The sequence below is a fragment of the Dactylosporangium sp. NPDC000555 genome, from assembly GCF_040300025.1.
Lineage (GTDB): Bacteria > Actinomycetota > Actinomycetes > Mycobacteriales > Micromonosporaceae > Dactylosporangium.
In genome coordinates this window covers 96,237-120,999 of sequence record NZ_JBEPDB010000015.1, presented here as the reverse complement: position 1 = coordinate 120,999, position 24,763 = coordinate 96,237, and the positions used below count along the sequence as shown (strand labels likewise).

Below are 24,763 nucleotides of genomic sequence, written 5' to 3'. Positions count from 1 at the left end.
GTTGTGGCGTGCCGCTACGGGCGGCCGGTTGGATGGACGGGCTCCGGTCCCCAGGTCCAGCCGACGACGTAGCGCCGTGGGGGCAGGCCCTCAGGGTTGGCGATTTCTCGATGGGCGACCACGTAGACACGGCCGGCGACCTGCACGGTCAGCGCGTCCGGGGTCGCGGCCACCAGTTCGAACCGCCGGGGGTCGCCGGCCAGGCCGCTGCCCTCCGCCTTGGCGGCGGCCTCCTTCGCGGCCCAGAAGCGGGCGAACCACAGGCACCGGTCCTCGCCGGCGGCCACCTTCGAGTCGAGCAGCCGCCGTTCGGAGCCGGACAGCGCGAACGCGATCGTGCTGTCCGGATGGTCGGTGATCTCGGCGACGTCGATGCCCACGCCGGGAGCGTCGGCCGGCGCGCCGAGCGTGCGCGGCTTGGCGATCGCGACGGCGACCTCGGCGACGTGGGCGAGTGAGACGTCACACTCTCGGTAGCCGCGACCGGAGCGCGGGCGGACCCGGGGCCGCCCGTTCGGGTCGTTGCCGACCGTCAGCTCGATCGGGTAGACGTCGGTGTGGCCGTCGTCCCACAGCTGGAAGCGCACGGCGTCGTTGACCGCGATCCGGCCCAGCAGCCACTGCTTGCGCGCCTTGGCCGGCCGCCGCTCGTACTCGGCAACGCCGGCGGCGCCGAGGATGCCGCGGGCGGCCAGTCCGCGCGAGACCAGGTCGGGCCAGCGGTCGAACGCCACGGTCCACCCTTCCGGCTGCCGCAGCGACATCGCGTGGCGCTGCGGGATCCGCTCGGCGGGCCGGATGACGGGGTGGCTGAAGAACCGCCGGTGGACGCACCCCTCGAGCTGCGCCCATACCCGGCCGTCGACGGCGAGCTGCGATTCGAAGACGAGTTGCGCGGCCTCGAGCGAGCGCACCCGTACGACGCAGTCGACCGCCGTGCCCGGGGCCGGTGACGGTCCGAAGAACCGTGCGTGGCCGATCCCCACCGGCAGCGCCCCGTACGGCTGCGTCGTGAAGAGCCAGTTGCCCATGAGCTGGGACGCGTTGTCGAGCAGCGCACCGGGCGGGGACCCGGCGGTCAGGACGCCGCGGACGTGCCTGTCGCCGACGGCGTGGACCTCGGTCACGCCCCGGAACAGGGGTCCGTGGAAGACGAACCGCTCGGCGTACATCCGCTCGGCACTGATCTGCGCGGGCCGCTCCGTCGCCGGGTCGTGCCGCCACACCTGCGGACGCTCGGCCGGATAGTCGGGCGCAACCTCGATCGTGGAGCGGGCGTAGCCGCCAAAGGCCACCGAGAGCCGGCCGGGCCCCGCGGGCTTCACGGTGATCTCGACGTCCTGCGGCGGCGCGGCGACGCACCAGCGGTTGAAACGCGCGTCGCGCACGGCGACCACTCGCGAGCCGGGGGCTGCCTGCTGGGCGGCGTCCATCATGTGCTGCATGACGGTGGTGGCGGGCACCACGGGCCATCGGTCTTCCGGATGGGGCCAGTCGTCGGGCTGGGCGAAGAAACAGTGGTCGCGCAGATACGGCATCGTGTCAAGGGCGACCCGCAGGACCGTGCGGTGGGCATCCGCGGGCGGCGACGGCGGGGTCGGCCCCGTGCCGCCGCCGGACTCCGCGCCGCCGGTGTGCACGTCGTCGGTCGCGCCACCCAGCAGCGAGGCGAGCTCCGCGGCGGCGCTGGATCGCCCGGCAAGCTTGTGCAGGGCGGCCAGGGCCGGCGATCGCGGCGCCGGCACGGTGGCATGCGTCGCCACGGCGACCGTGCTCACACCACCGGTCGTGTCCGATCCACCGCTCGCCGCGGCGGCCCGGGCGATCGCCGGCTTGGCGGCGTGCGCGGGCGTGCCGAGCAGATCGCCGGCGCCGTCACCGAGGTGCACCAGCGGTACGCCGAGTTCGAGCCGCACGATCGGCCCCCGGCGGGCGGACCGCTCGGCGGCGGGGGCACCGGCTCGCGCGCGGCCCGTGCCGGTCGTGTCGAGGACGCGCAGGTCCGGCGCGGCACCCTCGACCCACAGCGCGGTGGCGACGCGGCGCAGCTGGTGCAGGCCGCTGCGGTGGGAGACGTTCACCGGCATGGCGAGGTGGTCGCGCTCGCGCAGGTTGTCGTCGATGACCGAGGCGAGCTGCCCGACGCCGGCCTGCAGGAACACCCGGAACCCGGCGTCGTACATGGCCTGGACGGTCTCGCGGAACCAGACCGGTTCGAGCATGTGCCGCACGGAGATCTCCCGGATGCGGGCCGGATCTGCGGGGAACGGCGCCTTGAGGGTGGTCGACCAGACCGGTACCCGCGGGGCGTGGACCTCCCAGCGGTGCAGGGCGGCGCCGATCGACTCCAGCCCGGACGCGAACAGCGGGGTGTGGAAGGCGGAGCGGAACGGCAGCTTCTGGCAGACGAGGCCCTTGCTGCGCAGTGCCTCGACGAGCCGGTCGATGTCGCTCTCTGGCCCGTTGACGATGCACTGCTCGGGCGCGTTGTCGTGGGACAGGACCACCCCCGGGTAACGCGCGAGCCAGGGGGCGATCCGCTGGGCGGCGCAGCCGACGACGGCGAACGCGTGGCCGGGCACCTCGACCGACGCCGAGTTGAGCTCGGCGACGACCTCGTCGACGGAGAATGCGCACAGCTGCCCGCCGGTGACCGCCGCGGTCCACTCGCCGAGGCTGTACCCGGCAAGGGCGTCCGGGGTGATCCCGACGCGGCTCAGGGCGTCGGTGAGCAGCTTGCCCAGCTCGATCAGCCCGGCGCCGTGCCGGCCCAGGTCGGCGGCGGACCACTGCCGGTCGGGCAGGTCGAGGTGCGCCGCGACGTCCGCGGTGCGCGGGCTGAACTCCGCCTCGATGCCGGGGAACACGAAGGCGATCCGGCCGGGATCCTCGCCGGCGAGCAGCGGGGCCGGGCTGAACCAGATGTCGCGGGCGCCGCGCCAGGACTGCCCCCTGGCGACGGCGAGGCGGGCGGTACCGAGGCGCTTGGCGTCGGGGTTGACGATGCCGATCCGGCAGCGCTCGTCCCCGGCCTGAACGTGGGCGTCGCCGGTCGGACCGGCCTGCCGGGCCCTGGCGGCGCCGAGGGTGCGCAGGGTGTTGTCGTCCGCGTCGAGCAGGCGGGCCAGCGCGGCCGGGTCGGGCGCGGCCAGCCACAGCACCTCGTCGGGCTCCTCGACGCCGACCGCGGGCGGCGTCGCCGGCCCGGTCGCGCCCGTGCCGCCGCGGCGGGCCGCCAGCGCGTCCGGCGTCTCCTCCAGGATCACGTGGGCGTTGATGCCGCCGAAACCGAACGCGTTGACGCCGGCGCGGCGCGGCCCGTCGCTCTCCCACGGCCGGGCCGAGACGATCGGGGCGAACCGGGTCCGCGCCAGCTCCGGGCGCGGGTCGTCGCAGTGCAGGGTGGGCAGCAGTACGCCGCGGTACACGGCCAGGGCCGCCTTGATCAGCCCGGCGATGCCGGCCGCGGGCATGGCGTGCCCGATCATCGACTTGACCGAGCCGATCACCGGCCTCGGGCCCCCGGCGTGCGGGCCGAACACCTCGGCGAGGGTGTCCAGTTCGGCGGCATCGCCGGTCGGCGTGGCGGTACCGTGTGCCTCCAGCATGCCCAGCGCGTCCGGCGCGGCCGGGTCGAGGCCGGCGGCCGCCCAGGCCCTCCGGATCGCCAGCGCCTGCCCGGCGGCGGCCGGGTTGACCATGCTCGAGGCGCGCCCGTCGCTGGACACCCCGCTGCCTCGGATCACCGCGTATATCCGATCGCCGTCGCGCAGCGCGTCGGCCATCCGCTTGAGTACGACGATGCCGGTGCCCTCGCCGATCAGCAGCCCGTCCGCCGCGCGGTCGAACGGCCGGATCTCACCCCGCCGGGACAGCGCGCCGAGCTGGTTGAAGACCGCCCAGAAGCCGACGTCGTGCACGTGATGGACTCCCCCGGCGAGCACCACGTCGAGCCGGCCCCTGCTCAGCTCGGCGATCGCCTGGTCCACCGCGACCAGCGACGAGGCGCAGGCGGCGTCCACCGTGTACGCGGGGCCGCGCAGATCGAGCCGGTTGGCGACCCGGGAGGCGGCCAGATTCGGTACCACCCCGATCGCGCCCTCCGGATGATGCTCGCCGAGCCGCTCGACGAACCGCTCCCGTATCGCCTCGAGCCGGCTCTCCGGCAGGTCCGGGATCAGCTCGCCGAGCACCTGGATCACCTGGTTGGACATCCGGATCCGCTGGTAGTACCGGACCTGGCCCGGGCTGAGGAAGCCGCCCCGGCCGAGGATCACGCCGACCCGGTCGCCGGCGGGCAGCCGGTCCACGCCACCGGCGTCGTCGATGGCGGCCGCGGCGACCCGCAAGGTGATGAGCTGATCCGGTTCGATGTCGGAGATCGACGACGGCATGATGCCGAACCGCACCGGATCGAAGGTGGCCAGGCCGTCGACGAACCCGCCCCGCCGGCAGTACAGCCGGTCCGGGCGGTGCGCCTGCGCCGGGTCGTAGAACCGCGGATCCACGCGGTTCGACGGCATCTCGCTGATCGCGTCGGCCCCCTCGACCAGGTTGCGCCAATAGCCGTCCAGGTCGCCCGCGCCGGGCAGCAGCGCCGCCATCCCCACGATGGCCGTCTGATCGCCCCGCAACGCGGTCACCAGCCCGACGCGGTGTAGACGACGGAGGTGACCGCCGGATCGCCCCAGGCCAACTCGCCCAGCAGGCTCAGCGCGCCCTCCTCGGGGTCGATGAGCGCGATGCCGCGCCGGGCGTACTCCCGGCCCAGCTCCGCGCTGACCATGCCGCTGTGGCCCTCGACCGGCGCCCACGGTCCCCAGTGGACGGTCAGGCAGCGGTTGCCGGAGCGGGCCGCCCAGCGGGCGCCGATCGCCTCCAGGGCGTCGTTGGCCGCCGCGTAGTCGGCCTGACCGCGGTTGCCGTGCGTCGCCGCGACGCTGCCGAAGAACACCACGAACCTCGGCGCTCGGTGCAGGCCGTCCAGCGCGTCCAGCACCGCCCGGGCGCCCGCGACCTTGGTGTCGAAGACCCGGGTGAACGACTGCGGGTCCTTGTCGGCGATCAGCTTGTCCTCGATCACGCCGGCGGCGTACACCAGCCCGTCGATGCGGCCGTACTCGCCGTGGATGGCCGCGATGAGCCGGCCGGTCGCCTGCGCGTCGCGCACGTCGAGGCTGTGATAGCGCACCTGGGCCCCCAGCGCACCGAGCTCCCGCACGGTGGCGTCGACCTCCCGGCCGGCCAGGATCGCCTGGGCCCGGCGGGCGATCTCGGCCGGCGAGCCGGCACCCTGGCGCGCGAGCGCCGCCCGCAGCGAAACCTCGTCCGTGGCCGCCGCCAGCACCGGATCCGGCGGACCCTCCGGCAGCGGGGTGCGGCCGATCAGCTCGATGCGACACCCGGCGGCCGAGGCGAGCGCGCGGGCGAACCAGGAGGTGATGCCCCGCGCGCCGCCCACCAGCACCACCACGGAGTCGCGGTCCAGTCCGGCCGCCCGGGCCTCGGCCACGCCGTCTCCGGCCGGGCCGGCGCCACCGGCCGCGAGCGGCCCGAGGCTCGCCGGGACCAGCTCGTAGGCGCGGCGCGCACCATCGCTGCGGTCCACCACCGCCGCGTCGTCCCCGGCGAGCAGTTCGTCGACGATCTGCTGGGCGAGCCGCTCCGCGGGTTGCGCGGCGTCCACGACGGCCACCCGCGCGATGCTCGACGGATACTCCCGGGCGATGGTGCGGAACAGGCCGCGGAGCCCGTCCGCGACGGCACCGGCGTTCGCGTCGGCGACGGCCAGCACCCAGCGCGGCCCGCCCGCCAGCACCTGCTTGATCGGCCCGAACGCGCCGGGCAGCAGCGGCGTGCGTCCGCCGGCCAGCCCGTCGAGCAGGACCAGCCCGTCCGCCCCCTCGACGGTGCCCGGCTCGGTGAGCGTGCCCGTGCGCACGGTCGCCCCGTGCCGGCCCAGCAGCTCGACCACGCGCGCGGCCGCCGGGCCGGCCCCGGTGACGACCAGCGTGGTGCCCGCGAGCGCCGGCGCCGGCGGGGTCGGCGGGTCGGTGACGGGAACCAGGGCCGGAAGCATGCGCTCCGGCGCGACGCCCGGCCGCGAGTCACCGCCGCTCGGTGCCGCGCCGACGCTCGCGGTCCACGCGGGGACGGGCTCCGACGCGCCGGGTTTCGCCGCGGCCGGCGCGGTGCCGCCCTGCACGGGAATCACCGACGCCGGCGCCGCTTCCGCCGCGGCGGCGTCCACCTGGGTCGTGAGCCAGCCGACCATGGCGCGCACGGACCGGGCCTTGACCAGCTCCTCCAGCTCCGACTCCTCGCCGTCGGCCGACAACCCGAGCCGGGCCGCCACCTCCCCGGCCACCTCCGCCCGCTTGATGGAGTCGATGCTCAGATCGGCCTCCAGGTCCAGATCCAGGTCGATCAGGTCGACCGGGTAGCCCGTCCGCTCGCTGAGCACCGCCAGCACCGCACCCTGGAAGTCCGGGGCCTGATAGTCCGGTGCGGCCGGCACGGCGGGTGCCGGCGGTGCCGCCCGGCCGGCTCGGGGCAGCGGCACGCCGCCCGGCGGCGCCGGGACAACGGCGCCGTTCACCCCCGGCGACGTCAGCGCGTCGCTCACCCGGGCGGTCAGCCAGCCGACCATCGCACGCACGGACCGGGCCTTGACCAGCTCCTCCAGCTCCGACTCCTCGCCGTCGGCCGACAACCCGAGCCGGGCCGCCACCTCCCCGGCCACCTCCGCCCGCTTGATGGAGTCGATGCTCAGATCGGCCTCCACGTCGAGATCCAGGTCGATCAGGTCGACCGGGTAGCCCGTCCGCTCGCTGAGCACCGTCAGCACCACGCCCTGGAAGTCGTGCTCGGGCGCCTGCGCCACCAGCGTCGTCGTGCCCGGCGCGGCGGCCGACCTCCCGTTGGGGGACGGCGTGAACACCGGCGCCGGGGCCGGCATCGGCGCCGGCGAGACCGGCTCCGCGGCGATCGGCCGGGGCGGGCCGGCAGGTGCCGGCGCCGGCGAGACCGGCCTCGGCGAGATCGGTATCGGCGGGCTGACGGATGCCGGCGCCGGCGGGACCGGCGAGAGCGCGGATCCGCCGGCTCTGTCGTGGCCGAGGTAGGCGAGCATGACATCGCGCTGCGAGGCGATCAGCTCGCGGTTCGTTCGCAGGAACTCGGCGAGCATCTCGTCCTGGCCCTGTCGCGCGACCCGGTCGTCGCGGCCGTCGGCGAAGGGTTCGATGGTTGCGGTCATGGACAACTCCTTGATGCGTCGTGAGGGCGTCAACCCACCGGGGATGCTGTTGCCGTCGCGGTCGCGGACGAGCTGGCCGTCCACTGTCCAATAGGGACGGTTGTCCGGCCCGGCCGGGGTGGCCTCGGCGGTGTCGCGGCCGTGGAACAGCCAGCTCGTGCGCACCGGCGCGCCGGCGCAGGCCAGCTGCGCCACCGCGGTGAGCAGGTCGCGGAGCCCTTCGCCGGCGCCACGGTCGCAGGCGACCGCGAGATGTGGCCGATCGCCGAGGATGGCCTGGACGAGGCGAGTGAGTACCTGCCCGGGGCCCGTCTCGACGAACGTTCGGGCACCGGCCGCGTACATGGCCTCGATCTGCTCGGCGAAGCGCACCGGCGCGCCGACCTGGGCGGCGAGCTCGTGCCGCACCGCATCGGCGTTCGCGGGGTAGGCGGCGGCGGTGCGGTTGGACCAGACCGCGACGTCCGGCGCGGCGACCGGTTCGGCGGCGAGCACCCGCGCGAAGCGCTCCACGGCGCCGGCGACGAGCGGGCTGTGGAAGGCGCAGGCGACGTTGAGCCGGTGTGTCGTCAGGCCGGCGGCCTTCAACGCGGTGACCGCCGACTGCACCGCCGGTGTCGGGCCGGAGATCACCTGCTGGGTGGGCGAGTTCTGGTTGGCCAGAACGACCCGGCCGGCGAGGCCGGCGTCGTCCAGGACCTGGACGATCCGCTCGGCGGTGGCGCTGACCGCGGCCATGGTGCCCGGATCGTCGCCGGCGGCGTCGAGGATCGCCTCGGCGCGGCGCCGGCTGAGCCGCAGCAGCGTGGCGGGTTCGTAGGCGCCGGCCACGCACAGCGCGACGAGCTCGCCGTAGCTGTGTCCCGCGGCGAGGTCGGGACGGATGTCGAGCCGGCGCAGCAGGTGGCCGACGGCGAGCCCGCCGATGCCGAGCACGGGCTGGGCCACCCGGGTGTCGAGGAGCCGCTGCTGCTGCTCGCGCTCGGTGGCCGCGTCGAACGCGGCCGGCGGGAACAGCAGGTCCGCCGACTCCTGCCCGAGTTCGAGGTACTCGCGCAGCTCGGGAAAGCTGACGAACAGCTCGGCCAGGGCCCCGGGTCGTTGGCTGCCCTGGCCCGGAAACAGGAACGCCACCTTGCCCGTGGCCGTGCCCGGTGGGGGCTGGATCAGCCCCCGGCCCGGGTCGTGCTCGCCGGCGAGCGCGCGGCGCAGCAACTGGGCGAGCTCGCCGGCGTCGCGGGCGACGATGGCGACCTGGACGGGGCCGGAGCGCGGGTCGGCCTGCGCGTCGGCGGTGGCGGCCAGGTCGCGCAGTCGCCACGGCCGGCCGTATCGGTCGGCGGTGTCCAGCAGGCCGGCGAGCCTGCCCGCCGCCTGGTGCGCGGCCGCCCGATCCCGGCCGCGGAAACAGAACAACTCGGCCGGCCATTCGTCACGGGCGTGGCGCGGCTCGGGCGTGTGCGGGTGCGCGGCGAGCACCACGTGGAAGTTGGTGCCGCCGAAACCGAACGCGCTCACCCCGGCGATGCGCCGCTGCGCCGGTACCGCCCACGGGCGGGCCTCGGTGTAGAAGGCGAACGGGCTGGTTCCCGCGTCCCAGACCGGATTCGGGCGGGTCAGGTTGGCCGTCGGCGGCCGCACCCCGGTGTACAGCGCCATCGCTGCCTTGATCACCCCGGCGAGACCGGCGGCGCACTTGGTGTGCCCGATCTGCGACTTGACGGAACCGAGCGCGCAGTCGCCCGGCCGCGCGCCGGCCTCGGTGAACAACCGGGTCAACGTCTGCAGCTCGGTACGGTCACCGACCACGGTGCCGGTGCCGTGCGCCTCGAGCAGACCCACCTGACGAGGTGAGACGCCGCTCTGCGTGTACGCCCGGTCCAGCGCCCGGCGCTGGCCCTCGGCACGCGGCGCGGTCAGTCCCAGCGCCCGCCCGTCGCTGGCCGCGCCCAGCCCCTTGATCACCGCGTAGACGCGGTCACCGTCGCGCCGCGCGTCGGCGAGCCGCTTGAGCACGACACAGGCGACCCCCTCGCCCAACGCGATCCCGTCGCCGGTGGAGTCGAAGGAGCGACATCGCCCGGTCGGCGACAGCGCGTGCGCCGAGCTGAACATGAGGTAGTCGTGTATGCCGTTGTGCAGGTCCACCGCACCGCAGATCATCAGGTCGCTGCCGCCGGTGGTCAGCTCCTTGCAGGCGGCGTCCATCGCGGCCAGCGCGGAGGCGCAGGCGGCGTCCACGGCGAAGTTGGGCCCGCCCAGATCCAGCCGGTTGGCCACCCGCCCGGCGATCACGTTCGTCAGTACACCGGGAAACGAGTCCTCCGTGACCGCGGGCAGCTGGTCCGCCAGCTCCGCCGGGACCTCACCCAGATAGGCGGGCAGCGTCGTGCGGAGCACCTTGCCGTTGCTCAGGTCGCTGCCCGCCTCGGCACCGAAGACGACCCCGGTGCGCGAATGGTCGGCACCCGGCGAGTCGTGGCGGTAGCCGGCGTCGGCCAGCGCCTGCCGCGCCGCCTCCAGCGCCAGCAGCTGGGCCGGGTCGATACTGGCCAGCGCCGCCGGCGGAATGCCGTAGCCGATCGCGTCGAACGGCACCGGCTCGATGAAGCCGCCCCACTTCGACACGCTGATCCGGCCCGCCTGCCCCGGCTCCACCTCGGGCGCGTAGTAGGTGTCCGCCGACCAGCGCTGGGCGGGCACCTCGGTGATCGCGTCGCGGCCGTCGAGGATCGTCTGCCAGAAGGTGGCCAGGTCCGGTGAGCCCGGAAGGACGCACGACATGCCGACGACGGCGATGTCCAGGGGCGTCGAGGACTCCCGCTCGGCCGCCGCGGCGTCCGGCCCGGGCGTCGCCGTGAGCGCGGCGACCCGGACGGCGTGGAATCGCTGCGCCCCCGTGGTCACATCGGCGTGCAGGGCGGCCACGGTGGTCTGGGTGTCGCGCAGCACGGCGACCTGGCCCGCCATGAACATGCCCTCGGCGCGCTGGCCCGCCTCGTCCACGGCGACCAGCGCGTCGCCCTGGCGCCGCTTGCCCTTGCTGGCGATGCGGAGCCGGCCGACGTTGAGCATCTCCAGCTGCTCCCACACCTGCCGGCCGGTCACCCCCGCCGCGGCGAGCTCCTGCCGCATCCGGTGGAAGTCGTCGACGTACGGCGTGTGCAGGCACCGCGTCACGTGCCCCGGGGCCGTCTCCAGCAACGCCGTGCCGGTCGCCCCCATCGCCTCGCGCTGGAACAGCGGCTGGATCGCCCCGCGCTCGACCGCCTCCCGCGTGAACAGGTACGCGGTGCCCATCAGCACCCCCACGCGCACCCCCCGGCGCGTCAGCGGCCCGGCCATCGCCGCCACCATCGCCGCCGAGCGGGCATCGTGGACACCGCCGGCGAAGAACACCTGCACCTGCGCGGCGGTCCCGGCCGGTGCGTCGTCGAGGTACTCCTCCAACGCCAGGGCCTGCGCCTCCCACAACGCGAAGCTCGTACGCGGACCGACGTGCCCGCCGCACTCGGCGCCCTCGAACACGAACCGCCGTGCCCCGGCCCGCAGGAACTGCCGCAGCAGCCCCGGCGACGGAACGTGCAGGAACGCGTTGATGCCGTCCGCCTCGAGGGCCTTCGCCTGCGCGGGCCGGCCGCCCGCGATGATCACAACCCGCGGCCTGACCTCCATCACCGCCGCCAGCTGCGCCGCCCGCACGTCCTGCGGAGCGAAGCCGAGCACGCCGACCCCCCACGGGCGCTCCCCCAGCCGCTGCGCGGTCTCCCGCAGCATCCGCCGGGACTGTTCGCCGGTGGCCAGCGCGAGCGCGATGAACGGCAACGCGCCGTCATCGGCCACCGCCTCCGCGAAGCCGGCCAGGTCGCTGACCCGCGTCATCGGCCCCTGCGCCACCGGGATGCGCACGCCCAGCTCCCGCGCCAGCGGTGCGCCGGGCGCCAGCGTCTCGCCCGCCTCGGCGTCGCCGGCCGCGGCCTCGATCGCCGTGCGGATGCCGCGGATCGCCTGGGTCGTGTTCCCCCAGCGCTTGTGGAACTCCGCCGCCATCCAGCCGTCCTGGCCCACGGGCAGCAGCTCGCCGGTGCCGTCCGGCCGGCCGTCGCGGCGCAGTCCGCGCACGTCGTCGCGCAGCACCGTCTCCGAGCCGTCCATCCGCCCGATCACGGCCCGCACGTCGTCCGGCAGGTCCGACTCCGGCATTAGCGCGAGCTGGCTGTCCAGCACCACTCCGGCCGCCCCGCCGACCACGGACGCGGCCGCCGTGCGCGGCCCGATGCCCCCGGCCGCCCACACCGGCAGGGTCAGCGCCTCATCGGCCAGCAGCTGCTGCAACAACACGAACGTGCTCAGCTCGGCGCATACGCCGCCCGCCTCGGAACCCCGCGCGATCAACCCGTGCGCGCCGGCCGCGGCCGCCGCACGCGCCTGCGCACGGCTGGTCACCTCCACGAGCACCCGATACCGCCGCACCGCCTCACGCAGCGGCCACCCGCCGTTCGCCGGCAGTACCACCAGGCTCACCCGGTCTGTCGCGGCGCGCTCCACGTCGGCCATCGTGGCGGAGCAACCCGCCGGCACCCGCACCCCGATCGGCCCCGCCGACCACGACGCCGCCTTCTCCAGCGCCCGCATCGTCCGGCGGTCGCCCCCGGCCAGATCGAGCACGCCGATCCCGCCACCGGCACCGGCGGCCGCCACGATCCGAGGACCAGGCTCCACCGCGCCGCACGGATTGATGGCGACAACCAGATCGTTGCCGCCGAATGCAGTACTCATCAGGCTCCCGTTGATGTGGGTCAGGTGTGCCGGAAGCATGGGATGGCACAGGCGCACACTGGCCCGGCGACGCAGCACTGCGCGCCGAGGCAGTTGGGTGTTCCGGCAAAGAAGTTCCGGCCGTCCGGCCGAAGAAACATGCTCACGTATGGCGTGCGCGCCCGCCGGCGTCCGCAGCCGGCCCGTCCGCGGCACCTTCCAGCACGCGATGGCCGCGACTCATCATTCGTACAGCACCGTGGTCGCGTCCGTCCCCGGAAATTCAGAACTCTCTTCGCCGATCGTCCCGTGGGTGCGACGGCCGTCTGATACAAACCTGGAGGTAGACGCCTTGGGCTGACCTGCACGCATGGCACAGACCGTCCGGATCACTGGCCGTCCCAGCCGGACTCGAAACCTGTGCGGGCGTATGTGGCAGGCTCCGCCGCCCGCTCGGCCCAGGGTGCGGACACATCGTTCTTCGTCGAAGCCGTCATCGATACGAGCCTGCGGAAGCCCTGCCCGTCAGTGGGTTCCTGGTCTCGTCAGCCGGCCTTCCCGAACCGTCCGCGGCGCCCTGCCGCCGACGGTCCTGTACCTGAAGAGAGGACAAGCATGCACAGGATCCGGTTCTTCGCCCGATCTCTGCTACCCGCCGCCATCCTGGCGGCCATACCGGTGTTCGCCACCACCCCGGCCGCCGGCGCCGCCGTCCGAGCCGACACGACAAGGGTGAGCTCGGGACCGGAACTGCTGGCGAAGGCCGCGCCGGACGAGTGTTTCGCCGGCGTCGACCAGCCGTACCCAGCGGGGCCGCCCTGCAAGAGCGGGCAGCAGAAGGTGAACCAGTCCTACGTGTGGGGCATGACCAAGTCGGGCGACCGGGTCTGGTTCGGCACGGGTGCCAACGTCCAGTGCCTCACGCTGGGCACGAGTCTCGGGCAGACCGCGCCGGTCCAGAACGACGACTACGTGTGCGAGTACGGCTCCAGCCAGCTGAGCAAGAAGACCCAGGGCCTGGCCGCGCCGTTGGGTGACTGGCGCCCGCCGAAGGTGTACCTCTACCAGACGTCGTCGAAGCAGCTGACCGACAAGACCGGCGATATCAACAAGGCGTCCAACACCGACAGCCAGCGGATCAACACGACCGTCGGGATCCGCGCGGCCGGCTCGCACAACGGCGTCGTGCTGCTCGGCGGACCCAGCCTGCTCGGCATCAACCTCTTCGCCTTCGACAGCGCCTCGGGCCGGTACCTCGGGTCGACCAGCATCAACCAGTACGGCAACATCCGGCACTTCGTCGTGGCCGACGGGGTGCTGTACGCCGGCGTCGGTCTGGGGCCCGACGGCATTGGCGGGGGCGCGGTGCTGCGATTCTCCGGCGACAAGTCCAACCCGTTCAAGTTCACGGTGGTGGCCAAGCTGCCGGCGCAGGTCGCGGACCTCGTCGTGCACCAGGGCCGGATCGCCGTCACCACCTGGCCCAGCGCCGGCGGGTACACGAAGGCGAACTCGGCCGCCGTGTGGATCAGCCCGCGCCTGGCCGACGGGCGACCCGGCCTGACCGAGTCCGACGCCAACGCCTGGAAGCAGGTGTGGAGCGTGAACAGCTACGAGCCGGACCCGCTCGTGGCCCGGACGTACGGCCTCGGCGCGCTCGCCTCCTACGGCGGATACCTGTACTGGGGAACGATGCACGTGCCGCTGAAGGCCACGCAGGCGTTCGTGAGCCGCTACAAGCCGGCGAACCAGCAACAGGGCGCGCTCGCGGTGAAGAACACGCAGCGCACGGCGAGCATCTTCCGCGCCGGCGACCTCGACAAGAACCGCGCGTCGGTCGACCTGCTGTACGGGGAGTCGCAGCTGCCCGCGTACGACCCGAAGGCCAGCGATGGCGCGGGCGCCTGGCGGCTCGCCTCGACCGGGTACAAGCCCAAGTTCGGCGCGTCGGGCTTCGGCAACGCCTACAACAACTACACCTGGTCGATGGTGGTGACCGGGGGCGCGCTGTACGTCGGCACCATGGACTGGGGCTACATCAGCAGGTACTCGCCGGCGGCTGCCCGGCCCGGGGTGCAGGCCGCGTTCGGCACCCCGGATCCCAAGTCGTACGGCGGCGACCTGTGGGCGTTCACCGACCCGCAGCGACCGGCGAAGGCGGTGGACACCACCGGGCTCGGCAACTACCTCAACTACGGGATCCGCACCATGGTCGCCGACGGATCGGGCATCTACCTCGGCATGGCCAACCCGATGAACCTGCGCACCGACAAGACCGACAAGGTCCCCGAGGGCGGTTGGGAGCTGGTCCGGCTCCGGACCTCGGCCAACATCCGGGCAAAGGCATACAACCTCCGCTCAGGGAACTGACGCGTTCCGCGAGCGGAGTCTCGTCCCGCCGGCCGGTCGGTGCAGGGCGCCGACCGGCCGGCGGTCACCAGCGAGGAGTTGCATCTTGAACCGGCGAATCACAAGTGAGGGGTCCATCAGGCGTGCCGCGTGGGCGGTGGCGGCCGTGAGCGTGCTAATCGTGCTGATCGGCTGCGACGCGGCACGTTCGCCGGGGCGGGACACGGCCACGCCGACCGCTTCGGCCAGGTCCGCGGCGGCCTCGCCCAAACCCAAGAACCCGGCCGTCGCCGTGGGGTCGACCGACCACAACATCACCGTCGACGGCAAGAAACGCACGTTCCGTCTGTACCGGCCGGCCAAGCTGTCCATGTCGAAGCCGGTACCGCTGGTGGTGATGCTGCACGGCGCCCTCGGCGACGGCCGCCAGGCGGAGATGGCGTACGGCTGGAATGCCGAGGCGGACCGTAAGGGCTTCGTGGTCGCATACCCGGACGGGCTCTTCCGATCCTGGGTCGTGAGCGCCGAATGCTGCGGCCCTTCGGTCAGCGGCGGCGTCGACGACGTGGCGTTCATCCGCGCCATGGTGGCCGCCGTCTCCGACGGCCTGCCGATCGATCCGGCCAGGATCTATGCCACCGGGATCTCCAACGGCGGGATGCTCGACTACCGGTTGGCCTGCGACACCACCATGTTCGCCGCGATCGGGGTGGTGGCGGGGAAGCTGCTCGGGCAATGCCCGTCGCCGGCCCCGATCTCCGTGATCCATGTCCACGGCACCGGCGACGACATCGTTCCGTACGACGGCCGGCCGGGGAAGATGAACAACGACGGCAAGGGGCTGATTCCGGTCAAGATCGATGCCGGATCCGTGCCCGACCAGATTGCCACGTGGCGGAAGGTCGCGCGGTGCGACGCTCCGAAGACGCGTACGACGGGAGAGGTCACCACGTCGACGGCCCACTGCCCGGACGGACGCGACGTCGAACTCATCACCATCGCCGGCGCCGGACACCAGTGGCCGGGAGGTGCGTCGCAGCCGGCGGCGGAGCGCCTGCTCGCGCTGCCCCCGCCGTCGAAGGCGTTGGACGCCACCGACTCGATCTGGCAGTTCTTCAGCGCGCACCCGCGCAAGGGGTGAGTCCCGGCGCGCCGCGGAGCCTCGGAGGACGAAGGGCCGCCCTCCGAGGCAACACGGCTCGGCCTACTCCGCCCCGCCGTCCCGCGGCGTGACGAGCACCACCGGCCGGCGACGCGTCAGGACGAACAGGATCGCGCCTCCAGCGAGCAGGGCCGCGCCCACCACGATGACGAGGCCGGTCTGGGCACCGGTCAGCGGCAGCGCGCCGCCACCGCCGGAACCGCCGCCGACGCCGCCGACGCCCGCCGGGTTGAGGACGACCTCGGCGAGATCGTTGGCCGGGTTGTCGTCCTTCGACACGACTTCCGGCAGCAGCGGATGCTGGAACGACACGGTGCCGGTCGCGCCGGCGATCACCTGCGTGATCTTGAGGCCGAACTCGACGGTGGCCGACTTACCCGGCGAGAACAGTTCGTCCCGGTTGACGCATTCGTAGAACCGCTTGCCGGCAACGTGTTCGGCGTGGTTGGTGTCGCCTTCCCGCCACAGCCCGGCGCACTCGTCCGGCACGGAGACGACCTCGGCGCCGTCGGGCACCACGAGGTAGTACCGCCATGACGGATCGCCACCGGCGTAGTGCGCGTCGACGGTGCCCTTGCCGACGTTCTTGGCGCCGATCTTGACCTTGACCACGTCGCCGGCCCCGCCGGCCGCGGTCGCGCCGATGCCGGCGATGTCGATGGTGTTGGCGACCCTGAACTCGGTGTCGGCGTGGTTGTCGTAGCCGTTGAGCTCGACCGACCGCCCCCGGGTCTGCGGCCTGCTCTTGGCCGCGGCGGAGAACTTCCGGCCGCCGGTCGCCTTCTTCGAGCCGACCTTGGAGCGCAGCGACTGAGCGAGCTCCAGGCCGCCGGCGGACGGGTCGGCGATGAAGTCCACCCGGTGGTAACGCGCCGCGTCAGCGGTGATCTTCGCGTGGAAGCCCTGGGTCTGACCGCTCCCGCCCTCGGTCACGAACGAGACGCCCTCACCCGGCTTGAGCGACTCGCCGAGCGGGCAGGTGACCTCGACACCGGACTTCCAGTCCGTGTACGTGCAGCCGTCGTACTCGTCGGGGACGAAGGCCGAGTCGAACCAGAACGTGAACGCGGAGCCATCGGCGTCCCGATTGCCCTCGTTGACGTACGTCGCGGTGATCCATACGTCGTCGCCCGGCTTCGCGGGCTGCTCGCCGTCGCTGCCGTCGATGGCGACGAGGTCGAAACCATCGGCGACGGCGACCTTGGTGACCGTCGCCGCCTCGGCCGTGTTGCCGGCCTTCGCGACGAGGCTGAGCGCGCCCTTCGCGCCGACCTTGGCGCCGCCGGTGGGCGCCAGGATGAAGGCCACCAGGAAGTTGTCGTACGAGCCGCTGGGTAGCGCACAGGTGACCTTGCCACCGGCCGACTTGCACAGGTCGTCGTCGATCGGCGTCAAGGTGGCGAACGCGGCGATCTGCGAAACGTCGATGGTGAACCGCGGGTTCGCGGCGTTGACGGCGGTGGCGTCGTAGAAGATGGTCTTGCCGATGCCGTCGCTGCCGATCGCGATCTCGCTGACCGCCGATACGGTGAACCGCGGCGCTTCGTCCGCGTGAGCGGATCCGGCCGGTGCGGCCGCGAACGCGAGCGCCACGGCGGCGAGTGCCACGCCGAATCGACGAACTGCGCGGCGGGGCGGCTGTCCCATGTATGTCCTCAAGACCCGAGGTTCTCCTTCGTCTCCGTTCGATGCTTTACATTGACGGTCGCTGGCGTCCACCATGGTTGTGCGTGTTTCGACCCGCAAGGCGACTCGTCGATATCTCACCCGCCGTTTCACCCGGGTGAGACGTTCATGTCCACTGTGGACGACACCGCCGGGTGTGAAAATTCGCTCAGGTCAACGGCCCGGTCGCGCCCGGAAACTCGGACAAATCGTCGCGCGGGTCGATGGCAGGGGATCAGTTCCGCGAAGGTGCCTTAGCGTGTCACACGCTGTTCAGCATTCGTCCGCCGGCAGGTCGAAGTCGGACGCCTAGCGTCCGTAGGTCGGCCCGCTGGTCATCGAGGCCGAACCACGACACCTGGAGGTCCGGGTCCATGCCCCGTGCGCTCGTCCGGCGGATAACCGTCGCCCTGTCCTTATCCACGGCCGGCCTGGCCTACCCGTTGTTCGCCGTCCCGGCGTCCGCCGCTCCCGCCGGGATCGGTCTGGTCATCAGTGAGGCGTACGTCAACGGCGGCTCCTCCGGCGCGAGCTTGCTCAACAAGTTCGTCGAGCTCTACAACCCGACGTCGAAGTCCGTCTCGCTCACCGGCAGCACCCTGCAGTACCGCGCGCCCACGAGCACCGTCGTGCCGACCGGCGCGCAGGTGTTCGCGTTGTCGGGGGCGGTGGCCGCGCACGGCCATTTCCTCATCCAGCTGCCGAGCAACGGCACCGGCGGCGCATCGCTGCCCGCACCGGACCTGAACACCGGCGGCAGCATCAACCCGGGCGCGGGCGGTGGCACGCTGTTCATCGCGGCGAGCACCTCGGGCGTGCTGCCCACTGACACCACCGTCATCGACAAGATCGGCTGGGGGAACAGCAACTCCCCGGAGGGAACCGCCGCGACCGGCAACACGGTCGTTCTGAGCTATCAGCGTGACGCCGCCGGCACGGACACGGACGACAACGCCGCCGACTTCCGCACCGCCACCCCGACGCCGCAGAACGCGGCGTCCGACGGCGGCACGGCGGCCGTCACGGTGACGAACCCCGGCACCCAGAACGCGGCGCTCGGAGCCTCGATCGCGCCGCTGACCCTCAGCGCCTCGGGCGGCACCGCGCCGTACACGTGGACGGCGGCCGGGCTGCCCGCGGGCCTGGCGATCTCCTCGGCCGGGGTCGTCTCGGGCACCCCCACCGCTGCCGGCATCTCCTCGGTCACGGTCACCGCGACCGACTCGACCGGGGCGAGCGGCTCGGCGTCCTTCGACTTCAACGTCGCCTCCGAGTCGAAGGTCCTGCCGATCGCCGAGATCCAGGGCACGAACACCGACACGTCGCCGTACGTCGACAAGACCGTGACGACCGAAGGCGTCGTGACCGCCGTCTACGCCACCGGCGGGTTCAACGGCTTCTTCGTGCAGACCGGCGGCGCCGGCGGCACCGAGGCCGAAGACGCCACGCCGGGTGCCTCCGACGCGATCTTCGTGTTCGGCGCGGTCTCGGCCGGTCAGGTCAGCATCGGCGAGAGCGTCCAGGTCACCGGAACTGTTGCGGAGTACCAGGGCCTGACCGAGATCACCTTCCCGACGGTCACGAAGCTCGCCACGGCGCTGCCCCCCGTCAAGCCGCTCGTGATCCCGTGGTCCCACCTCGCGACGGACGCGCAGAAGGAGGCGCACGAGGGCGAGCTGATCGCCCCCCAGGGCGACTTCACCGTGGCGGACAACTACAACGCGAACTGGTACGGCTCCTTCACCCTCGCCGCCGGTGACGGCCCGCTGCGTCAGCCCACCGACGCCGGGGCGCCCGGGAGCGCCGAGGCGCGGGCCGTGGTCGCCGACAACGCCGCCCGGACGGTGACCCTGGACGACGGCGCGAGCTGGAACTACAGCACCAGCACGTACACCGGCGTGCCGCTGCCGTGGCTCACGCAGAACAACCCCGTCCGCGTCGGCTCGAAGGTCACCTTCCACCAGCCGCTGATCCTCGAGTACCGGTTCTCGCTATGGAACCTCCAGCCGACCCAGCAGGTGACCGACGACGGCCACGCGGTCGCGACCTTCAGCGACACCCGGGCCGTGAACCAGCAGCCGGCCGCCGTCGGCGGGAACGTCCGCCTGGCGACGTTCAACGTCCAGAACTACTTCCCGACCACCGGGGAGGCGTACGTCGCCAAGGGCCTTGGCACCTGCACCTACTACACCGACCGGGCCGGCAACCGCATCACCGTGAAGACCTGCGGCGGCCCCGGCAACAGCGCCGGCCCGCGCGGCGCCGCCAACGACGCCAACTTCCAGCGGCAGCAGGCGAAGATCGTCACCGGCATCAACCGGCTCGGTGCCAGCGTCGTGTCCCTGGAGGAGGTCGAGAACTCCGCGAAGTTCGGCCAGCCGCGGGACACCGCACTCGCCGGCCTCGTCGACGCGCTCAACGCCGCCGCCAGCTCGAACGTGTGGGCGTACGTGCCCTCCCCGGCCGACGACAAGCTGCCGCCGCTCACCCAGCAGGACGTGATCCGCACCGCGTTCATCTACAAGCCGGCGGAGGTCGCGCTCGCCGGGACGTCGACGGTGCTCACCGGCGACTCGGGCCCCGGCCAGCCGTTCTCGATCGCCCGCCAGCCGCTGGCCCAGGGCTTCAAGAAGGCCGGCGCGACCGACGCCGACGCGTTCCTGGTCGTGGCCAACCACTGGAAGTCGAAGGGCAGCGGGACCCCGCTGTACGACGGCGACACCGAGGACACGTCCTCGCCGGCGGTGAACCAGGGCTCGTTCAACGCGACCCGGGTGCGTCAGGCGCAGGACACGACCGCCTTCGCCGCGCAGGTGGCGGCGGGCCTGGGCACTGACCGGATCTTCCTGGTCGGCGACTTCAACGCCTACACGCACGAGGACCCGATGCGGGTGCTGTACGACAAGGGCTACACCGACCTGGGCTCCACCCTCTCCCCGTCGGAGTACACGTACGGCTACAACGGTCTGCAGGGCTCGCTCGACCACGTGCTGGCCAACGCGGCCGCCCGCGCGCTGGTCACCGGGGCCGACGTGTGGCAGATCAACGCCCAGGAGGCGGTGGCCTACGGCTACAGCCGCTACAACTACAACGCCACGTTGCTGTTCAACGGCGGCGAGCCGTTCTCCGCGTCGGACCACAACCCGGTCGTCGTCGGGCTCAACGCGCCGGTGACGCCGCCTGTGCCGGCCTGGAGCGCCTCGAAGGCGTACAACACCGGCGACAAGGTCTCCTACAAGGGCTCCACGTGGCAGGCACTCTGGTGGACCCAGAACCAGACCCCGGGTGACCCCTACGGCCCGTGGCAGGAGGTGGTGACCGCCGCTGACGGCACCGCCGTCTGGACCGCGTCGCGCATCTTCAACACCGGCGAAACCGTCGTCTACCAGGGCAAGAAGTACGTCGCCCAATGGTGGACCCGCAACCAGCTCCCCGGCCAGCCCAACGGCCCGTGGAAGGTCGTCGGCTGACCCGACCGCAGTGCGAGCGGGGCCGCCTTCCACGCGAAGGCGGCCCCGGTCGTCATCCGGCAGGGACGTTTGCGCCACAATCTGGTCGTCCGATGTCGGGTCGCCTTGCCGGCATCCGATCGTTACTGCTGTTGGGGCGGATGGTTTGGCGGATGCGGTGACGCCGTGGTGGCAGGCGGTCGACGAGGCCGTCGAGTCGCTCGTCGCGGTCCTGACGGCGGCCGCCGCCCGCGCCGGCCGCAGACGCCTACGGGGCGGTCCGCCGCCGAAAGGCCGCGCCAAGAGCACTCGCGGCCAACTGGCCGAGGTCGTTCGTACCCACCGCCTGGCCCCGGGCGTCACCGTGGACCGCACCACGATGGCGGCGCTGTTCGCCGGGCACCGCGGTCTCGTCACCGATCCGGTGCTGGTCGTCGCCGTGGCTCAGGCCTGCGCCATCGTCGCGGGCCGCAAACTCACCGCGCGGGAGGCCGCCCGCCTGCGCTCGGCGAGCGCCCGGATAGCCGAGCTGATCGCCCTCGCGGAGGCCGCCGACCGGGCCGCCGTACCTTCCGTTCCGGCGGGTCCCGCCGCCGCGGCATCGCCCACGACCCCCGCGGTGCCCTCGGCCCCCTCAACCCCAGCCGCGTCAGCTCCACCGGCAGCCTCGCAGCGGCCGGCTTCGCAGCGGCCGGCGACGACCTCCGGCGGACCTCGGCGCCTCCCCGGCCGCCGCACGCCCGTCGATGCGACCGCCCGCCCTCGAGGCCACGGCCGGCGGCGCCGGCGACGGCTGGCCGCCGCGGTCGCGGCGCTGATCGCCGCCGCCGGCACCCTCGTCGCCGTCCCGGTCGCGCTCTCGGGCCCGTCGAACACGTGCCAGGCCGACGACGGCGTCCGCACCGCACCGCGCGGCGGCCGGCCGGTACCGATGGCTCCGGCACTCGACTTCGACGAGGTGCACGGGTCCGTATGGCGGGCCGACCAGCGCGGCCGCACCTACTACTGGGCCACCGCCGGCTCCGCCGCCGACCGCCCCGCATCCGGCGGAGCCAGCGTGCGCTGGCGCTTCGGCACCGGCGGCACCTGGCACGACTGCGCCGTCACCTTCCCGGCGAATGCCCGCGACGACGTGCCCACCGCGGCGGTCGCGACCGTCCTGGCCGGCCGCCCGGTGCGGCTGCGCGTATGCCTGTGGCGCGACCACCCCTTCCGGCAGCAGTGCGTCGCCGTCGACGACCCGCTGCCGGCCACCAGCCCCGGCGGCTGAGGATGCTCGCCGCCCGGATCACGGCCGCCCCGCGCACCGGGCGGGAGGCGCCACCGTCCGGCCGATGACCTTGACCGCTTCGCCGGGCTGCCCACGATGTGTGGCCTCGTCGCCGTCATCCCGGTGAGTGACCCGGGTCAGGCGGGGCTCGGCCAGCAGCAGGGCCACGGCGGCCGCTGTGATGAGGGCACCCGCGAGGGGGACCGCCTGGACGCCCGCCCGGTCGATGATGAGGCCGCCGAGCAAGGAGCCGGTGGCGATGCCGACATTGAAGGCGGAGCCCGTGCCGGCCGAGGCGAGGTCGGTGCTGCCGGGTGCGACCTGCAGTGTGCGGTTCTGGATGGCCGCGGCCATGGCGCTGAACGCGAAGCCGTTCAGGGCCAGGGCGGCGATCGCGGCGGGCCTCAGGGTGCCGAGGAGGTACAGGGCCAGCAGGGTCACGACGATGAGCGACATCGGGATGACGAGGGCGTGCCAGGGGTACCGATCAAGAAATCGGCCAACCACGACGGTGCCGAAGAATCCGGCTGTGCCGGTCACGAGCAGAAGTGGGCCGAGCGTCGCGGGCGCGAAGCCGGTGACGTCCAGCAGATAGGGCGTCACATACGTCTGCGCGGTCACCATGCCGGTCACGCCGATCGCGGTGCAGAGCACAAGCATGAGATATCGCCGCGCGTCGGGAGCGCTGCCGCGCGCGGCGGCCTCGGACTGAGGGGTGCTGCCACCCGGCAGCAGGGTCACCACGGCGGCGCACGTGACGACGCCGATCGCCGCCATGACCAGGAACGCGAAGCGCCAGCCGGCCTGCTGGCCCAGCCACGTGCCGATGGGCACGCCCAGCACCGGGGCGAGGGCGGCACCCATGGACATGCGCGCCACGGTGCGTCCACGCTGCGACGGCGGGAACAGGCCGGTGGCGGTGGAGGCGACGACGGACCAGAACAGCGCCTGGGTGAGTCCGACGACGAGCCGCACGGCGAGCAGCACGCCATAGTCGGCGGCGAGCGCGGTGACCAGCGTCGCGGCGGAGAACACGCCGAGCGTCACGCCGAGCAGGAGGCGGCGCGGGACCCGCTGGGTGAGCCGGGCGAGGGGCACCGACGTGAGCATGACCACGGCGGCGTAGCCCGTCATCAACAGGCCGACCTGTGATCTGGACCGGTGCAGGTCGTCGGCCATGAGGGTGAGCAGCCCGACGGGCAGGATCTCCGTGGTGACGAACGTGAACGTCGCGATGGACAGGGCGGCCAGGGCCAGGTTTGCACGTCGGTGTGCGAGCATGAGCGCTCTCCTGTCCGAGAATGGTTCCGACCGGGTTGAACGATGGGAGCATGAGCATGGCACTTGTCCGCTGCGACTTCTTCTCCGACACACTCGGGTTCGGCACGTCGATGACCGTGCTGCTGCCGGAATCGACGACCGGGCAGATCGGTATGGGCGGCAGCAGTCGCACCGGCGAGTTCCCGACCCTCTATCTCCTGCACGGCCTCAGCGACGACGACACGATCTGGACGCGCCGCACCTCGCTCGAGCGATACGTGGCCGAACTGGGCCTCGCCGTGGTCATGCCGCAGGTGCAGCGCAGCTTCTACACCGACGAGGTGTGGGGCCGTCCGTACTGGACGTTCGTGGCCGAGGAACTGCCGCGCGTGGCGCGCGGCTTCTTCCGGCTCTCCGACGACCCGGCGAAGACGTTCGTGGCCGGCCTTTCCATGGGTGGGTACGGCGCCATCAAGCTCGCGCTGCGCCACCCCGACAGGTTCGGCGCTGCCGCCAGCCTCTCCGGCGTGCTCGATCTCGCCGGCCGGGTGCGCGCCCTGGACAGGCCCGAGGACCCGCGGATGTGGCAGCGCATCTTCGGCGACCCGCCGGCCGTCGAGGGGACCGACAACGACCTGTTGCACCTGCTCGGCAAGGTCTCCGAACCGCCACCGCTGTATATCGCCTGCGGCACCGAAGACGTCCTGTACTCGTCGAACGTGCGGTTCCGCGACGCCTGTGCCGAGCGCGGCATCCCGCTGACGACGGACTTCTCCCCCGGAGTGCACGACTGGGCCTTCTGGGACGACAAGATCCGCGACGTCCTCGCCTGGCTGCCGCTGCGATGATCCCCCACTCGCGGCTGAGCGCCTGGCTGGGCAGCGACGGGCACGGCGCAAGCCGCCGCCGACGCCGCGCCAGAAGACGCCGGCACGGTGAGCGGGGAGCGGATGCCGGGCGCGGAGACGTTCGCGGCATTGCTGGCGAAGCTGATCCAGATGGCGCCGGACGTCCGGGAGACACCGTCGCTGCGGCCGTCGCCGCCGTGGATCCGGTGGCACCACGACGACGGGGCGGTGTGGCCGTGGCCGGACGATCGAGACGCGGACCTGCATGCGGTACCGAGCTGGCACGACGAGATGGCGACGGCCGTGCGAGGGCGGCTCGCGCGGTTCGAGGGCACGCCGGTGGTCGGGCACTGCGACTTCGAGTCGCACAACATCTGGTGGCGCGGGGACGAGCCGCTCGCCGTCCACGACTGGGACAGCGCGGTGGCCGAGCCCGAGGCGGTCATCGTCGGCGTGGCGGCGGCGATGTGGCCGGCGGGCGTTGCGACGCACGCGGCGACGCTCGACCAGAGCGCGGCCTTCCTCGACGGCTACCAACGTGCGGCCGGCCGCACGTTCGGGCCCGATGAGCTGGAGGCGGCCTGGGCGGCGGGCCTGTGGATCCGGCTCTTCAATGCCAAGAAGGCGGCGCTCGACGGCCTCGACTCGCTCGACCATGAGGAGGCGGAGGAGCGGGCCCGCCTGGCCGGGCTCTGAGCCGCGCGCCCGGCTCGCAGGCGTAGGAGCGGGGCCGCCTGGCTGGGT

10 protein-coding genes are annotated in these 24,763 nt (G+C 73.0%); 6 read left to right on the top strand and 4 right to left on the bottom strand.

The genetic code is table 11. The annotated features are described in order from the left end of the window. Window positions 1–14: 14 nt before the first annotated feature. Window positions 15–4,643, bottom strand: a complete 4,629-nt coding sequence (locus ABT297_RS12985; protein ID WP_350548273.1) for a beta-ketoacyl synthase N-terminal-like domain-containing protein — start codon at window positions 4,641–4,643, stop codon at window positions 15–17. Beyond that, complete coding sequence (locus tag ABT297_RS12980) at window positions 4,640–12,037, bottom strand: SDR family NAD(P)-dependent oxidoreductase (protein WP_350548271.1); 7,398 nt, start codon at window positions 12,035–12,037, stop codon at window positions 4,640–4,642. Before ABT297_RS12980 ends, ABT297_RS12985 begins: the two co-directional genes overlap by 4 nt. A 594-nt stretch (window positions 12,038–12,631) precedes the next feature. Here ABT297_RS12980 and ABT297_RS12975 point away from each other — a divergent pair. After that, entirely contained in the window at window positions 12,632–14,386 is a 1,755-nt protein-coding gene (locus tag ABT297_RS12975) for a hypothetical protein (RefSeq protein WP_350548269.1), read from the top strand. 145 nt (window positions 14,387–14,531) lie between these two features. Beyond that, window positions 14,532–15,506, top strand: a complete 975-nt coding sequence (locus ABT297_RS12970; RefSeq protein WP_350548267.1) for a CE1 family esterase — start codon at window positions 14,532–14,534, stop codon at window positions 15,504–15,506. A gap of 63 nt (window positions 15,507–15,569) precedes the next feature. On the opposite strand, the gene ABT297_RS12965 is transcribed toward ABT297_RS12970, so the two are convergent. Then, on the bottom strand, window positions 15,570–17,135 hold the full coding sequence (locus tag ABT297_RS12965; RefSeq protein WP_350548265.1) for an LPXTG cell wall anchor domain-containing protein: 1,566 nt from the start codon (window positions 17,133–17,135) through the stop codon (window positions 15,570–15,572). A 431-nt stretch (window positions 17,136–17,566) separates the two neighbouring features. Here ABT297_RS12965 and ABT297_RS12960 point away from each other — a divergent pair, with 431 nt between their 5' ends. Together ABT297_RS12960 and ABT297_RS12955 are read left to right on the top strand one after the other, a co-directional pair. Beyond that, on the top strand, window positions 17,567–20,662 hold the full coding sequence (locus tag ABT297_RS12960; protein WP_350548263.1) for an ExeM/NucH family extracellular endonuclease: 3,096 nt from the start codon (window positions 17,567–17,569) through the stop codon (window positions 20,660–20,662). 157 nt (window positions 20,663–20,819) lie between these two features. Further along, the gene (locus tag ABT297_RS12955) at window positions 20,820–21,911 is read left to right on the top strand and encodes a hypothetical protein (RefSeq protein WP_350548261.1); all 1,092 of its coding nucleotides are present in this window, start codon (window positions 20,820–20,822) and stop codon (window positions 21,909–21,911) included. Between the two features lie 18 nt (window positions 21,912–21,929). Here the strand turns inward: ABT297_RS12955 and ABT297_RS12950 are convergent, their stop codons facing one another. After that, entirely contained in the window at window positions 21,930–23,192 is a 1,263-nt protein-coding gene (locus tag ABT297_RS12950) for an MFS transporter (protein ID WP_350548259.1), read from the bottom strand. A 56-nt stretch (window positions 23,193–23,248) separates the two neighbouring features. Here ABT297_RS12950 and ABT297_RS12945 point away from each other — a divergent pair, with 56 nt between their 5' ends. Together ABT297_RS12945 and ABT297_RS12940 are read left to right on the top strand one after the other, a co-directional pair. Further along, a complete protein-coding gene (locus ABT297_RS12945; RefSeq protein WP_350548313.1) occupies window positions 23,249–24,019 on the top strand; it encodes an alpha/beta hydrolase in 771 nt (256 codons plus the stop codon). Window positions 24,020–24,106: 87 nt separating this feature from the next. Next, on the top strand, window positions 24,107–24,715 hold the full coding sequence (locus ABT297_RS12940; RefSeq protein ID WP_350548257.1) for an aminoglycoside phosphotransferase/kinase family protein: 609 nt from the start codon (window positions 24,107–24,109) through the stop codon (window positions 24,713–24,715). Window positions 24,716–24,763: the final 48 nt, after the last annotated feature.

Bases quoted from the DNA above. Each gene is read 5' to 3' on its own strand.
- ABT297_RS12945 (WP_350548313.1), top strand. From the start codon at position 23,249: ATGGCACTTGTCCGCTGCGACTTCTTCTCCGACACACTCGGGTTCGGC.
- ABT297_RS12980 (WP_350548271.1), bottom strand. From the start codon at position 12,037: ATGAGTACTGCATTCGGCGGCAACGATCTGGTTGTCGCCATCAATCCG.
- ABT297_RS12975 (WP_350548269.1), top strand. From the start codon at position 12,632: ATGCACAGGATCCGGTTCTTCGCCCGATCTCTGCTACCCGCCGCCATC.
- ABT297_RS12950 (WP_350548259.1), bottom strand. From the start codon at position 23,192: ATGCTCGCACACCGACGTGCAAACCTGGCCCTGGCCGCCCTGTCCATC.
- ABT297_RS12960 (WP_350548263.1), top strand. From the start codon at position 17,567: ATGCCCCGTGCGCTCGTCCGGCGGATAACCGTCGCCCTGTCCTTATCC.